The 15,858-nt window shown below is 44.2% G+C and carries 7 protein-coding genes and 1 tRNA gene; 1 reads left to right on the top strand and 7 read right to left on the bottom strand.

Going from position 1 to position 15,858, the window contains the following annotated elements; genetic code table 11:
* Positions 1-77 (top strand) — tRNA-Met (locus tag IE163_RS14240).
* An 801-nt stretch (positions 78-878) separates the two neighbouring features.
* Here the strand turns inward: IE163_RS14240 and IE163_RS14235 are convergent.
* The 7 genes from IE163_RS14235 to IE163_RS14205 are packed head-to-tail and all read right to left on the bottom strand — an operon-like array spanning position 879 to position 15,857.
* On the bottom strand, positions 879-4,910 hold the full coding sequence (locus IE163_RS14235; protein ID WP_229833584.1) for a DUF2357 domain-containing protein: 4,032 nt from the start codon (positions 4,908-4,910) through the stop codon (positions 879-881).
* Positions 4,911-7,520: a DUF8727 domain-containing protein gene (locus IE163_RS14230; protein WP_189433657.1), complete on the bottom strand. Its 2,610-nt coding sequence runs from the start codon at positions 7,518-7,520 to the stop codon at positions 4,911-4,913.
* Positions 7,520-9,643 carry a hypothetical protein gene (locus tag IE163_RS14225; RefSeq protein WP_189433656.1) on the bottom strand — a complete coding sequence of 708 codons (2,124 nt, stop codon included), beginning with the start codon at positions 9,641-9,643 and terminating at the stop codon, positions 7,520-7,522. Before IE163_RS14225 ends, IE163_RS14230 begins: the two co-directional genes overlap by 1 nt.
* Positions 9,640-13,065 carry a DEAD/DEAH box helicase gene (locus IE163_RS14220; protein WP_189433655.1) on the bottom strand — a complete coding sequence of 1,142 codons (3,426 nt, stop codon included), beginning with the start codon at positions 13,063-13,065 and terminating at the stop codon, positions 9,640-9,642. The genes IE163_RS14225 and IE163_RS14220 overlap by 4 nt, the downstream gene beginning before the upstream one ends.
* Positions 13,062-14,558 carry a protein kinase domain-containing protein gene (locus IE163_RS14215; RefSeq protein WP_189433654.1) on the bottom strand — a complete coding sequence of 499 codons (1,497 nt, stop codon included), beginning with the start codon at positions 14,556-14,558 and terminating at the stop codon, positions 13,062-13,064. Before IE163_RS14215 ends, IE163_RS14220 begins: the two co-directional genes overlap by 4 nt.
* Entirely contained in the window at positions 14,555-15,283 is a 729-nt protein-coding gene (locus IE163_RS14210) for a PP2C family serine/threonine-protein phosphatase (RefSeq protein ID WP_189433653.1), read from the bottom strand. Before IE163_RS14210 ends, IE163_RS14215 begins: the two co-directional genes overlap by 4 nt.
* The gene (locus IE163_RS14205; RefSeq protein WP_189433652.1) at positions 15,276-15,857 is read right to left on the bottom strand and encodes a VWA domain-containing protein; all 582 of its coding nucleotides are present in this window, start codon (positions 15,855-15,857) and stop codon (positions 15,276-15,278) included. Before IE163_RS14205 ends, IE163_RS14210 begins: the two co-directional genes overlap by 8 nt.
* Between the last annotated feature and the right edge of the window lies 1 nt (position 15,858).

Below are 15,858 nucleotides of genomic sequence, written 5' to 3'. Positions count from 1 at the left end.
CGCGGGATGGAGCAGCCTGGTAGCTCGTCGGGCTCATAACCCGAAGGTCGTCGGTTCAAATCCGGCTCCCGCAACCACTTTACACACCTACTTAACCTATTGAATCATATAAAATTCCCTTTTTAAGGGAAAATTTTTGTTCCTAAATCCCCTACCCTGTGACGAATCTGTGACAACTTCGATTACCAACCCATAAATTTTTCAGAATTCTTGTACCGAAAAAATCTAATAAATGACCTTTAGGTAATTTACCTCTGCACAAACGCTCGTCACAAAAAACTGTGACAAAAATCGATCTTAATAGACGTTAATTATGCTTAAGCACTTTGGCACTAGAGGGTTTATTTACTATGGAAATTAGTAAGTTGCTTGCTGAGGGGATTGATCTGCGTAAAATTTTGGTTGTGCGGTATTGTGACAAAACCATTCAGGATTTATGAAAAGTTTTAATCTGGTATTAGAATTAGTTTTACCCGGACAAATTGGCTTAGATCTCTTTAAGCCAATACGGTATGACTATGTCATCCGCTTTAATTGAAGCTGTTACTGATTTACAGCTTTGTAATCACTTGGTGCATATGGGATGATTAGCCGAACCTGTTCTAAGCGTAAATAGCACCATGGAATTATCTCGAACAGAGCACCGCTTAACGCCCCGCATCCAAACAACCTTCAATGCACTGACTTGAGCTAAATGCTCAAGTCAAGCTATGCTGACGTAAGCTCACTGAAATGTTAGCATCGCCAATTTCTAAGAAAGCTTTGCATTAAATTAAATGTCAACAACATAATAGCTCATATGGTTTGAATATAACCATATGAGCTGTAAATTGATTAACTGTGATTAAATGTGCCAACTAAGTGGCTAAATAGAATTATTAGTCATCGTTAATTGATGATATTACGATATTATTCGCCCCAGAATCACCTGTAACATATGATTGTAATGCATAAATTAAGTCGGGAGTGTCCTTAAATATTTCTGGCTTTTCAATTTCCAGATTAATTCGGAACTTTAAAGTTACCCTCTTCTCATTTATAGTCTTTGAGATCTCATCCAACAACTTTACGTACTTTTTAGTCAACTCGTTAACCGGTGAGAAAATTAGTTTGTACTCTTTGTCTTCAGATTCACGACTTCTTAGTAAAGCAAAGAGAAGCTCTAAATGCTTACTGAGAGTAGCGACTTGATAGCCCTTAACTTCGCTTGCAACCTTCTCGAGGTCAAAATTCAAACAATCATATAGGTTTTGGGATATCTCACTAAGATCATCTAGCTTTATTTTTTTCAACAACGTTTTAGAACGCCAAAGGGCTATAGATAAAACCTCCATGGTAACGGATATGGTCAAGCCCTCATTATCAATGGGGTTGATGACATTATCCAACAGCTCTTGTTGGTATGGCAGTTCGGCATTACCGATAGCGAAAGCTATATTCTTGTAATACCTCCGCAAAAGCTTTTTATCTTTCACAGCATCAAGGAGCCGGGAACCAACAATACCGGGGGCATCCTTATGTAGACAGCACAGAAAAAAGAAAAGCTCCTCTTTTAGGGTGTCCGGCATATTTTCTGACTCAATTATTGATAGGATTTTTTGAGTACCTTCGAATATCGCGTTTCTAAAATGGTCAGGCACATCTGACTCTGAAAGGGAGTGGCCATCATTCCAAATGGTAAATAGTGAAAAGTAAAATTTTGGGGAAAACAGTTTTTTCGGATTGCTGTTTTTAAATGTAACATATTTTGCTTGAAACTTTCCCCCGCTTTTTATTTTATAAAATTGGACGGTTTCACCTCGCTCTGGCAAATCTTGACCGTTAAATAGGTCGAACGAAAATTCAGAAAGATATGTGCCATCAGCAAGACAAAAGCGATAGCCGTTAGCGTTTGTCCTCCAGTCTGAAGTGATCTCAGCAGAAATTCGTCCATATTTCAGTATGCTGTCTATCCAGCAAAGTTCATTTTCAATATTAGATAGAAGATCTTTCGGTTTCCCTTCTTTGTCGGGGAATTTATGAAAATCAGACCAGCTTTTACGGGCTGGGAATTCTGGAACTGGTAAGCTTTCAAGATCAACTGCCTCACCCTCTGATGCTGAGCGCCATTCAACCCGTATAGATTTAAAACCTGCTTCTGCAGAATCCAACGGAATGAATCTCAATTCGTATGGATCATCAGCTCCATAGGTATAAGTCATCATCAGCTTGCAAACCGTGTCCTTCTTTAAAGGGAATGCTGGCGATTTCAGGAATGCAACAAAGTGTAGTTCGTTATTACCATCTCCCTGCCGTAGAGGGAAACTGTAATGTATTTGTCCGGCAGGAAGAGTAAAAAACTCTTCTACTAGTATGTCCACAGTTCTGCCACGTTGCGGAGTTACTGTAGCGTCTTTTACAAGATAAAAATTAACTTTATACCCTTTGTCACTTTGTACTTCTATAGATAACTCTGGCAGATGATCACGCCAAAGGGCAATGTCACTAACGTCTTCCTGCCATCTATTTAAGATCTGAGAGCCTTCAATTGGAGACCATGCAGACTCCAGCCACTTGTAATCCATCCCCACACCAGGCTTCTTGATTGTATCCTCAAGAGGAAGGATGAAAACATTAACTCCTCGATAATCTCTGTTTGTAGAGTGCAGGCAGTCACTGATTGCGGAGTTTGATAATATGTTTAGATCTAAATCCTGAGTCAGAGCCACCCGAATAGAACTCGGTAAGTGATACCAATGACCATCTTTTACAAAAGACACTTTCCCGGAATCACTGACTAAACCATCGAAGCCGAACAAATGGAGAAGTTTTTCAGATGTCTGGCAGCCATTGCGGTCAAGATTGCGGGCCATGGCAGCATGAATGCCTCTGTTTGGGACAATAACCGTAGGATGTCTTTCCCAGCTGATGCCTTGTGTCTCAGGCAATATTTCGTCCAACTCTTTTTGGTATATTGCCTGAACTGGGGTTATTGAAATGCCGCCGTCAAATGAATCAACCACCAACACAAAATCATTCTCTTGGACTCTATCCTGTACAAATTTCTTCGATGATTGCCATGCAAAGATAGCGGCTATACTTTTGGGAAGCGGTGCCGAATCGTTAAAATAAAAATTGACGCTTTTTCTTATTCCCTCCAGGTCGAAGTCATTGACCCAATCAGGAACAAGATAGGTCAGTTTGTCCGCCTTGATATAGTCACTCAACTTTCTAATAAAAAACATTGACGCACTGCTTTTGGAGTCATCGGTCAATGTTGAGCTATGTGAAAAGAGGCTCCTCATGCTAACCGTTTCAATATCGGTATGCAGGGCGATTGATTTTGCGTAACCGCAGTCTATTACCGACCTCCCATTCATATTTAAGGGCCAGTTCTGTTGTAGCAACCTGAACGGCAGATGCGCCTGAGAGCCTGTATTATTCGTGAACGTCGGACGGATAGAACACAGGTCAACAACAGAACTATCTATCCGTATTGGACCACTTTGATTACTTGTCGGCGCAGAGTATTCAAACGGGGTATCCACGACAAATGACAGTATCCCCTTCGGTATCTCTTTGAGGGTTGCTGGTTCTATTTTTAATTTCTTTTTTTCGCCCTGAGCTTGCTCAATAACAAGATTCTCGGAAACGATCTGTAATAAATACTTATACTCACCGACTTGTATCTTCCATTTATCACCCGTCAAATTGAAATCGACAGGGATGATTCCTGCTGGAAGTGTTATGTCGTCAGCACATTCACCCTGTCGGTTGCTGCCGATAAGAAAAGAAACTTCATCTCCAGCGGATAGTGAATTGATGTCTAATTTTCGGGATAGATTGTATGGGCTGAAATACAGGTCTCTTCCATCATCAGAGGTGATAAACCCGAATGACTTATCGGACTTTATGAACTTTATCTTCCCATTGATCTTTGAGTCGAACGCAGGAAACAAATATCCCCGAACGGGCAATTCTGGAGCTATAGAAAAATTATCATAGTCGAGAGCGACCGGCTGCTGAATTGTTCGAAAGCGACCACTATGGTTAAGCAAGGAAAGGGTATTCCAATAAAAAACACTGAGGATATCTCTATGGACTCTTTTGCCATCCACTGTGATCTGCTCGTCGATAGCTTGGAGCCAGAGCCAACCATCCCAGACTTTTCGATAACGTTTATCCTGAAGAAGCGTGTTGTTAGGCGGAAGATTGCCCCAAGCACCGATTTCAGCGGCATCTTTAGTTCTGGACCAGCGCTGGATGGAAACAAGCAACTCCTCACAAGTATCTTCTGCCGCTGCTGAAAAAACATTCTGTCTCTCAATTAGAATTTGTTCCAACCGGAACAGGAAAGCTCTCAAAAGTCGGTTTTCTGCCGTATCAACACTGGATCTCCGCTTGACAGCCTTCATATAGGGCTTGCCAGAAAGCTTCTCACGGAGTGTTCTTCCCGGCTGACGACTGAGCCATTGAACACTGTTGCTGTCAACCTCCCTTGCCGCATGTATCGGGAGCATGGCATGTTCCCGTAATATCTTATCCCGAGTATGCTCCATGATTGCCAGAACAGCTTCCTTCGTGTGCGACACAATTCGATAGATACGATCTTTTATCTCACCCTCAGGTGACACATCCTGAAACGATTTCGCCACAGCATCCAAAAAATCGACAATGCCGGTATGCAGAGCATGCCCAGAAACAGGGTCAAAGCTAGAGACTTCCGTCAGCCAGTTGCGCAGCATTAGCATCAAAAGAGCCTTGGCCTTTATCTCATCCTGACCGTTTAACGCCTTGTAAATAGACTCGACGGAATCAATAGCCCCGATGGATGGTTCAACAATCTGGGCAGTCGCATGCTGGCGTTGATGGTGATCAGACAACATGCGCTCCTGTCTGGCTGTCAGCTTATATTTCTGCGGTTCAGCCATCTATTTGTTCTCCGCATTTTCCTGACCGTCCACAGCCTCATCATCTTTTAAGTAGTTTGCACTGTTCCAGATAAACTGCCCATAGCCAAATTCACAAGCAAGATCGAAGTCCTCTATGATGTTATAATCGTCATTGACTAGTTGAGTTCGTATTTTATCAAGGCAGTCCGATTTGGATTTCCCACGGGTTTCAATGCCGCGCAGCTTAGGCATAACCTTCTGTACAAGCTGGTCTTCAAAGGCAACTTTCATTGCTTTGCTCAAGCTTGCGTCATCGTTGTTTCTCTGAGCTTCCAACACATCTGGATAATTAGCCATGTAATACTCGATGGACTGCCACACCCTGTGCCCAAGAGCCCTGCCAACCTTGGACAACGAGGTATTCATTTCTTCAATGAACCCCTTGAAGGGTAAAATCTGATCGTCGTTGAATTTGGTTTCTCTGCACCACCAACTCTCCCACAGTTTACGAGACAGCAGAGGAGCTTGCTCTCTCAACGGTTTCAGCTGACGGCGTCTTTCCAGAGTGGTCGGTCGGGGAAAGTTAATTACAATTCCTCGATCAAGAACCTTGTCAGAAAGGGATTTCGTTGTCTCGTCCTGATTCATTGTTCCAGCCCAGAGAACGTTTCTTCCTAAAGAAAGAGGGTAAATAAAATCAGAACCTACTCCCAACTTTACTGGCAAGCTTGGTACGTCATCTCCTTTTAGACCACGTCGCAGCTCAAGTTTGCTCAAAAATTCCGCAAAATAGAGTTCGACATGGGCAAGGTTCATCTCATCCATCAAGATCAGACTCATGGCATCTTCAAGTCCAAAAGGATTATCTATTGTTTGTTTCCTTTGGCTCTGAACTAAAAAGCGTAACACTTCCTGCGCATCAAACTCGTTATCAATTGAGTTAAAGAATCCGAGCATGGATTCCTGGCTGTCCCAGTTCGGCTGCACGGACAGGCTCAAGAAATTGATACCACCAAAATGTGAATATAGTCTTGGCAGCTCGGACTTACCGGTTCCGCTGACGCCCGCCAGTACCGTGACTGGAGACCACTCGGAGGTTTTAAGAGCTGTGTGGAATGCATGCAGGATTCGACGCGGAAACTTTAGACCATAATCGAGACTGGAACGACTTATATTGTCCAACCATTCTTGTTCATAGGTTCCAATCGCATTATCTAAATCAGAATATTTTTGCTCATCGTCTTTTGATAATTCTCCTTCTCGTTTTTTTATCGCTTGCAGCTTTAAGAATTCTCCGGCTTCAGCTTTCAGACATTCGTTTCGCGGGATTTTCTTTTCGATATATGGCTTCTCAATATTTATCTTGCGTTTTTCAAAATCAGATTCTCTTACATATGCTGACTGCAATCGTTCAAGTTCTTTCATCAATCGGTTATTCTCTGCATCCACCGATTCAAACCGCCGCTGCAGTGATTTGTTTTTATCGTTCAGTTCCGCTAACTGCATTTCAAGATCTGACTGGGTCCGTGCTGAACTTCTGAGAACCTCATTTTCTTTAGAGAGTCGCTCACAGGCCAGCAGCAGTTCGCTCTGTTCGGACTTCAAACGATCAAAAGCTTCCCGCATCTCCTGTGTTGGGCGTGTGGCAAGGTCATCACGCAGCTTTTTAAGTTCCTCTTCATAGGTTTTCAGTTTCAGTAAAACAGCGGCTGGGTCTTCATCACCGAGCTTATGCTTCAATTCTTCAAAGTTTGAAATTAGAGCACTGCTCGTTTTGATAGATTCTCTCAAACGGGCAACTTCATCATTAAGTGCAGACTTCTCAATCTCGAAAGATTGCTTCCGCTCAACAACTTTAGCATCCACCTCAAGGTTCAAGTTCAATTCTCTTTCCTCAAGGCGGTCTTTGCTGGATTGAAGGCGCTGTTTTTGATAATCAAGTTCATCCTTGAGCTCATCAAGCTCAGCCTGATCCTTCAGGAACGCCTTTCTTTTTTGTTCGAGCTCATCCTTTTCCTGTTGAATCGCTGCCTCATGAACTTTCAATCTATCAGCGATCTCTTTCTCCAAGCTTGCTATTCTGGATGTCCTCTCCTCCGAAAGTTCTTTTTCAATGGCAGTCAGAGCGCCTGCCCGTTTTGACTCCAGCTCCTTTTCCTGTTCTTTCCGAAGATTGAAGAGTTCGTCATCAAGCTTTGCCCGGGCATCTGCATAGCCATTGTCCCTTTGGATTTCAGCCTTTTGTACCGCCACCTCTCTCTGCCGCAACTTTTCCTTTTCGGATTCAAGAGACTCCAACTCACTTACGCACTGAGACTCCCGCTGCTCCAATTGTTTTTTGAATGCTGCGAACTTTTCCTCAAAGAGTTTCGGAAAGCCGTTTTTTGCCTGAAGCTCCATCACTTCAAGCTGAACACTTTTGACATTCAGCTCCGCTTCATTTTTGGCTATCGCTTCATTAGCGATCTTGAGATCCTGTTCCTTTTGAGCAATAAGCTTTTCTTTTTGAGTCAGAGAGTATTCCAATTCCTTCAGTTCCTGCTGTTTATTCTGGAGGACAAACTCAGTGACATTTATTGTATTATCATCCTGATCTGCCTGTTCAGTATCGGCAGAAGACTGGACGCTCGGCTTGTTATTGTTGTCCATTAGAAGACCTCCGTTAATATTTTGATTGCTTTGAATACATTGTTTTTTAACGACTCCATGTCGTCTCGTGAAATGTCAGATTGTTGTTTGTTGCCGTGTCCACGCAACCGTATCAAATTCTCGGCACAATCAATGAATGCTGGATGTGATTTTTGAAGCTGAATCAGTTCGCTTTCCGATCCCAGCAGGAAAACTGCAAGAAGGTGAGCTCCCAGAGTTGTGCTTGAGCCCTGAACAGCACGCCTTAAATTGTGGGAAGCCACCGTGGTCAGTTGTACTGGGACTCGCTCTTTATCGGAGAAGAATCCGGCCTGGACGATTTTTTCAACCGCAGATTCTTTGATTGTGTCGCTTGCGTTTTCAATCCTTCGGTCGTTTACTGCTTCTAAACAAGCACGTTGCATGACCGAAGCGTAGCATTTGATGATTTCGATTGCCTTTTCTTCTGCATATTGGGCTAACATGAGTTCAGAACGAATCAGTTGTTCTTTCATGTCACCACTTAGATTTGAAACAAAAGCTGTTCCTAGTGCTTGTTCCAGAGCAATAGTTGCCTTGAGCCTTTCCTGATTGATATCTCTATCACGGGAAAGCTCCTCACCCTCACCTAAATCCTCCGCAACATCAGGTATCAATGAAATTACCAGAGCTATAGTCGTTTCAATCAATTCTTTCAGCTTGCCCTCGTCAATATTCAGCTTTTCGGTGCTGCCATGTTCAATTGGATCGCGGTATTTTTTTAACCTCAACGCATAAGTCAGGAATCCAGAGTGATTTTGAGCTAACCGATGAATAGGATGGCTTGCATTGCTGCTTCCTCCCGCGATAGCAAGTGCCAACAAAGGTTGAAGCTCTACCTTGCCGTTCTCGATTTGTCGAATGGCACCTGGTTTGACTTGTAACAGGCTTTGATTATATTCGTTTAAAGAAAATCCAACTTTTTTTGCGAAACCTTTCAACAACTTTTCGTTATCTCGGAAATTACTGCTGGAAAAGATCTTCTCCCATTCAGAAACGGGATTTTCAGCAACCACTTGACGAAGTGTCCACTCTAAGGCGGCATATAGATTCTTGATGCCATCTTCAATCTCTTGCCGGTAGTCACGCTCGTAATTAGTATTGTTTACTGTTAGATTCATGATTTTTTCTAGTGATTTTTTGCTCCACTTAATGCGTTTGCTTATCTCTGAATACCTAAATAATTTTCTTGAGGCTTTATTATCCGAAGCTTCGGCACCGCCAATTTTATCGACAACTCCTTGCTGCTTCAGTTTGATGACCCAATCGAAATTTTGCGAAGTAAGATAATTGGCAAAGCTTTCAGAGAAACCAAACCCGAATCCATCAGTCACCAAAAGGTCAGAATTGCCTATCTGGATAAGGACATTGCAATGCAAGTAAACCAGTTCCGGATTCTTATGTAAGGATATGGCTTCAGCCATTGGCACCGGAGGCGGGTACTGATCGACACCTTGGTTCAACAAGGCATGCCGTTTATATTTCTTCTTAAACTCCCTGATGGCTCTGATGATACTGTTGGAGTCCGGTACTGCTTTCCAGAAAGAGTCTTTAGCTGGGCGTATCTGTCTTGCACTGACCCTCGACTTCTCATTAGTTGGATTGATTAGAAAATCAATAAATCCGTTGTCACCAATCCTTGAGATTTTTTTATAGCTCAGCTGCTCCGTGCTGACATAGGGAAGAAGCTTCCCGGAAAGCAAATCTAAAAACACTGTGGCCACGATGTATTCCAGATTTCCGTCTGATTTATTCTGCCACTCGCTCAGAAGCTCCTGTCCTTGCTGAGTCAACTCATAGCGATCATTCAAAAGGCCGAGCTGGTTGAGGCGATTCTGAATGAAGGCAACCAGCTCATTTTCCAGACAAGTGAGCAGCGCAATCTTTTCTGTGTCGCCGGATTCAATCTCCGTTATCTTCAAGACAGTTTCTTCAAACACATTGAGGCCACTCTTTTTCTTTTGCGGAATAGAGATGTTGAAAGCGTGACACGGCCATAGAACACTTTGTTTGGCGGCGATGTTCAATCCATCCAAAGCTGTGCGAAAACTGATTACTTTAGGACGATGGTCTTTTGCTGATTTTTTTGTAGAGGGCGCACTCATAGGATCACCCCCTTTTCGTGGCACAAATCATAGAAGTTTTTCAGAGCCGGAACGGCATCCGCAGCAATCTGGGTGTTTGTAAGGACGCCGTCTCCCACAATGGCTAAGACCTTCTTCTGACGACTCATGCTCACACATAAGCGGTTTTCCGACATGAGATGGCCGAATAGTTTTTGTTGCTTCTTTTTGTAATCCAGCTCGTTGCGTATATTAGGCGGCAAGGCGTTCATGTCCTGAGACCTCACCATGGAAAGAAACACAATATCGAACTCCATGCCCTGAAAGGCATCAACAGTACCGATGCGGAGCCGCTCTTCGCCATTTTCAAGAAAGCGGAATTCCTGACATATCTGCCATGTACCATCCTGTGCCCGCTCCGTGACACCATATTTTTCTAACTCTCTGTAGACTTCAAATACTTGAGGTTTATAAAAACTAATAATTCCAAAACTAAGGCCTGCATGTTTTGTATCACCAGTCAGTTCCTGCATAAATTCTGCACTGGATTCTTTCGATTTTATCCAAGTATTAGTTTTTTCAGCGATAACTTCTGCCTCTACACTTCGCCATCTCTTCCCACCATCTTTGTTGTAACCTTCTGGTCCTCTACTATTAGGTACATCAAACCATACTGCTGCTTTATCTTCGATGCCTTTTAACTTCTGGGAAAAATACTTAGCAGCTAAAGGAGAACGATAACCTTCATTGTATTGGTTATAAAAGTTGCGGCTTGCAAAATCCCCCAAAATCGGATGTGTTCGGTACTGAGCATCCAGCGTCACTGTTCGTTTGATGCCATCTTTCTCCTCCAGTTTCTTCAGGCGGTTGAACAGATACTCAAACATACTTTTCTTGACAAAATCGACATCAACCGACGGACCGGATGAATCTTCACCTTCCAAGGCTCTCGCGACCTCCTCATCAATCATGTGAGGAAGTTGACGATGGTCACCAACCAGAATGATCCGTTTTTCTGCCTGAGCCATGGGTATTAAAAGATCTCTAGGGCTTACTCGTGCCGCTTCATCAATGATGACAGTGTCATATCTAACAAATTCATCGTCCTTAAATTTCTTTTTGGCTTTCCTTATCGCTATTCCTTCAGAATGCCCCGTGGTAGCTGCAAAAACAAAGTTGTAATCCTCTATGGCCTCTCGAACGCCATCAGGATTGTCTTCAAGCTCATGTAAAAACTCAGCCAGTATTGCATCACGTTTATTGGTTGAATTGAGTTTTTTCTCCAGAAGCTGAGATACCGTTGCCACCAATCTCAAAACATCTTCTCTTGGTTTTTCAGTCCTGAAATCAGGCAAAGGCAGATATTTATAAAGTAGTGATTCTTTCAGTTCTCTAAGCTCTGGGAGAAAACTCAAAGGCTTACCACAGCGCCAACGGGCCGCTTTTTCAAGAACGCTTAAATCTGGATTAGCCAGTTCGTCTTCGATCTTATCCAGCAAATCGACAGCTCTTGCGGCACCGTCGTCAACAAAGGCAGCTTCACTGACACGCAGAGCTCTAACGAGCCGCAAGGTGGAAGGATCATTCGACTTCAGTTCGGTTTGCAGGGAATTACTGATTTCTTCTGCCTCACTGGTGATATCCTCAGAGATCACGTCTCTGGGCAAATCCAGAATACGTTTCATTAAACTGACTGTGTTGTTCTTCGAGGGACACAATGAGTATGCGACAAACAGTTCAGCCAGTCTTACCTGATCTTCAGTCTGAGCAATTTGAGGATTTTTATTTCGAATTTTCTCGGCGACATTGGAGCACCATTTGTTAATTTTTTCAGTGACGGCATCTTCCGTAAATTCCGAATCACCGGACCTTCTGCCGAACTTAACTGCCGGAAGTGCATTAACACTCAGCCTGGCAACGATATTCTCAACGGCATCATGCTGAAAACCGGACACAAGTATCTGACCTCTTATCGACTTGGTCTTGTCATATTCCTCATTGAGCCTTTCAAGAATAGCTGTAACAACAGTTGTTTTTCCTGTTCCCGGAGGTCCCTGAATAAGAGCAATATCCGGGGTGTTCAATGCGACGTCGATGGCCTCCACCTGCCTGTCTGTGGGCGGATGCTTAAAAATCTTCTCTCTCACAAAGGGCGTCAAAGGCTTCAGTTTGGTGACGCGCTGTATGTCCGGTAGCGTTCCTCCTTCTTCAATCAGCAGGCCAAGAAGCGGGTTAGCACAGCGTCCTTCCAGAATGGCTGAACGTGCCCGCATTCGTCTTTCAATCTGTCTCTTGTCGCCATTGATGGACAGAATCAAAAACATCTGACCAGACGGAATTGACGGCAGTTCCAATTCAATGCTGGTTTTCGAAATCTTAAGGATCGGGGCATAAACAGAAGCCGGCATTTCAGCATCGTTTTTTTTCTGACCCTTTTTGGTTGCGAATTCTTCTTCCAGAGCCTTGCTGTAGGCTTCCCATGTAAGAGCAGGATTCTTGAGGTATAAAGGCTCCTCGGAGGTGATCTCTATCTCATCGCCTTCGGTAAGTTGATCCGGAATAGACGACACAAAGAACTTAACACCTTTTGTAGTCTGTTCAGTACCATGATAGTCTATTTTGCCAACTGCTTTGGCTCGGGCCAGCAGCATTTCACCTTCAATTGCGCCGTACTCGTCCCACTGTTTTAAGTAACTCCCGCTCTCCTTGGTAAGTTGACTCATCGCTCCAGCGGCTAAAGCCCGAATGCGACCTGTCGTGGTGTAGTCAGAAAACAGGACCGCCCCCCTTGCCAGACGCAATGCTCCTTCACTCTTCTGGTTATCCTTAAAGACCGCTTTAGTCGCAAAATAGATGTCCTTTGACTTATCGACATTGCGCCTTTCAACCGGGATACGAACTCTCTCTCCATAGATTGAGAATTCCCGGTACTTCTCCTGCGCAACGGTTTGGGAGTCGGGCGAGTCTTCATCCTCAGGAATATCTGCTTCAAAGTCAGCCTTGGCGGATGGACCACTCATAAGCAGAAAGAAATTTTCACCGCCAACGTTGATTTTGCATTTATCGTTTAATACGAGCCCCAGCTCTTCAGCTCCATTGAAGCGAATGCCATTTCTTTTAGCCGTTGATTCTATGCGCTCATCAATGCCGATCTCCACATCGCCAATTTCGACGATTTCACCATTGAAAAAAATGATTTTAACAAGCGTACTGCCGTCCTTTGCAACCTGCATTACCTCGGCAAGATGCGCACAACCTCTTTTAAGGTGAAAATTCAGATCCTTTCCAGCTGAGGGATCACGAAGTTGCACGTTCCACTGCTGGCTATCGATTCTCAATCTGTATGCCTGCCCGGTATTATTGGGTGCGATATATCCAATACCAATTTTTGGAGTCTCTCCGGATAGCTCCGGTATAACCCATAAATCAAAGGTAATTTCGGCATTTATGTCTTTAAGTCTCATTTGCCACCTCCGCTGATCATGCATTTAACCAACCGAGGACTATTCAAATGTGAGAACATCCAGAACTGAACATCTAGTGTTACTCGGTCTATTTTCATCTGTGAATAGAGCTTCTGAAAACCACTTTGTGGGTGACTGTCAGCAGCAACCGACAAATCGGCTTTGCCATGGTCTGACCTTTTAATCAGAATGCCATTATTGCTCGAAGAAATGAGCACCTCTGCTGTATCCGAATCAAGCATTGCAAACTCATCAAAAATTCGCCTTGGTATCGCTATTTCGGTGCCCTGAGAGATCTCTCGTACATACCGCCAGCATGGTGAGTTTATGGGTTTGTCCGGTCCACTCCATCGATAAGACTCAAGAATGAGCACCTGCGGCCTCTGCGTTTTACAATAAGGGCAATTGTGATCCTCTGTTTCCGGGTGAATGAAATCATAGTAATAATTCATCGAGCAACTTGGGCACGTGACGGTCATATCCGCTGCCTGAGCGAGAGCTTCAGGCCAGTGATAGATGGTCGGCCGCAGCGATGGGGATGTTCTGCCCGGGCCGAATGTGCCCTCAAATAAAGAGATCAGTTTTTCTGTAAGGAGAAGGGATCTGGGCAGACCGCTATCGGAAGAATTAGAATCATCATCTAGGTCGTCAACCCAAGGGAACAGCCCTGCATAGGCTTTATCTTCAACATCCCCGCCATCATTTTCCTCATCAGCCCAGTCGCCTTCATCCGTTCCATCCACCTTTTTTCCTACAAAGGGGTGAATCAGCGAAAGAAGGTAGAAAGCCACGACCGCGAACGCATAACAATCGCTTGATGGTCTTCCACCGTCTTTGCCCTGCACCAGCTCGGGGGCTCCGTATTTTGGTGTGTAAACAACACTTCCGCCTACGGTGATTTCAAATCGAATATTGTCGGCATCAATCAGCCAAACTGCTGAATCATCAAGCCCTTCTGAAATAAAGATATTGTTGGGAGAAATGTCACCATAGACCATACCATTGCCGTGAAGGCGTGCCAGCAATGATGCGCACTTGTAGAGCGCATGAAGCCTGCGCCTAAGCCCGCCGGTTTTATAATAATAAACAATCTTTTTTGCTTCGTTCTCCGGCATTGCCGAAAGCCATGCCGGGATATCGTCTGGACCAATATTTTCTGCAGACTTGCCATCAAGCCAGAAATGACTGAACGGAACCATTTCACTCAAAAGCTGCATCACATAACCGGCATTGTTTTGAAGCAGAGCTGCCGGTACGGATATATTCAGATTTTCTGGCAGTGGCAGGAGTCGAACGCGGTTAAAGCGCTTTGAATACCGTTCCACCGACTCCTCATCGGTGACCGGAGTTCCGCTTTCATTTGTAACAAGCTTGATCGCCAGATCAGGATCTTTGGTACGGAAAACGACCCCTTGACCTCCTTTACCAAGCACCTTGTCCTGAATGTGTACATTCTGATATTCATCCACATACTCGTTGAATCTATGACTCATTGGGAATCTCCTTTCTTAAATAGACAAGCAATCGTCTTGTCATCGGAGTGTCCCGGAACCGGCCATTCATTGAGCCAACGTTTAAGATCCCTCTTTCTTTCCTCTGACTCTAGGTCTGCATAAGTGGAGTAGAGTTCCTGTGCAAAAGTCACCTGCTTTTCAGGTAACAGGTCATCGGATATGCCATCCGTGCATAGCAAAACTGCATTGCATGTCGTGCATTCAATCGTCGCTGTTTGCCACTGTTCTGGCTTAAACTCCTGTTGAAGGCTGCTTGTATAGTTTGAGAAGGAATCTTGTTTGTTATCACTGAGAATAAGGTGGTTTTCGCCAGTTTCTCCAAGGGCGGCAATCATTCCGTCACCAAGGCGTCCAAGAGTGATAATTTCTGCGTTCTGGATGGCGAAAAGGCATGTGGCCGAACAATCTGTTGAAGAGTACGGAGCTATTTTCACGAGCCAGTTGGCATGAACGAGCCTTAAAATATCAACGATATTGGCGTCGGGGGTATTCTGGTAGCTCTTGGCTGCCTCAAACACAGCCAGACAGGCGGCTTTTGAACCGTGATCTGAATGTGCCTTGCTGCCCAGTCCGTCCGATACAACAACGACATTTCCCCATTTATACCGGCGTGTCATCCAAGAATCCTGATTGGGAATCCCTGCTTTAACATGTAGGGGGCCGATTACTGAGGCACCCCAACTATTCCAGAGTTTGTCAAGCATCCCAATCCTCCCCTGGTACTTCTATTTCAGTCTGTGCGGATTCCATAATCCTGGCTGTGGATAGTGGCGCGGTCAACAGCTCATCAGAACCAAAGATTGTGCTGTCAATTGCTGAAGCTATGTTCTCAGAAAGGTAAACAGTGTTATTTGTGGAAATTTTCTTCAACTTCAACAAGTCGGCATCTGCGCCGACGGCGACTGTCCGGATGATCAGGTTTCTAAATGTACCCAGTTGTTTCTGAAAACTTACGATGTTTGAATTGGGGAAATTACCGTCTGATAGAATGAGAACCATTAATTTCCCGGTATCATTCAGATACTGGGACAGAAAATCGGAGATAACACATAGATTCGATGAGCCTTCAGCATTTAAGGCAGGGATATCCCCGTCGCTTTGCAAAACGATCTCGGAAACATTCTGCGCCCATTGATAAAAGCGGATGTCTAAGCCCGAGTATTTTTCCTGATCTATGAGCCTTGACTGAGCTGCATATCGGCACAGATTCCGCTGAAGATGGTATTTTCCCATTTCATTCATACTGCCGGAAACATCTACAAAAATAAAAAGTTCCATC

Source organism: Alishewanella longhuensis (genome assembly GCF_014653435.1).
Taxonomy (GTDB): domain Bacteria; phylum Pseudomonadota; class Gammaproteobacteria; order Enterobacterales; family Alteromonadaceae; genus Alishewanella; species Alishewanella longhuensis.
Note: the sequence above shows the minus strand (reverse complement) of the source record. Positions and strands in the feature narration are given on the sequence as shown.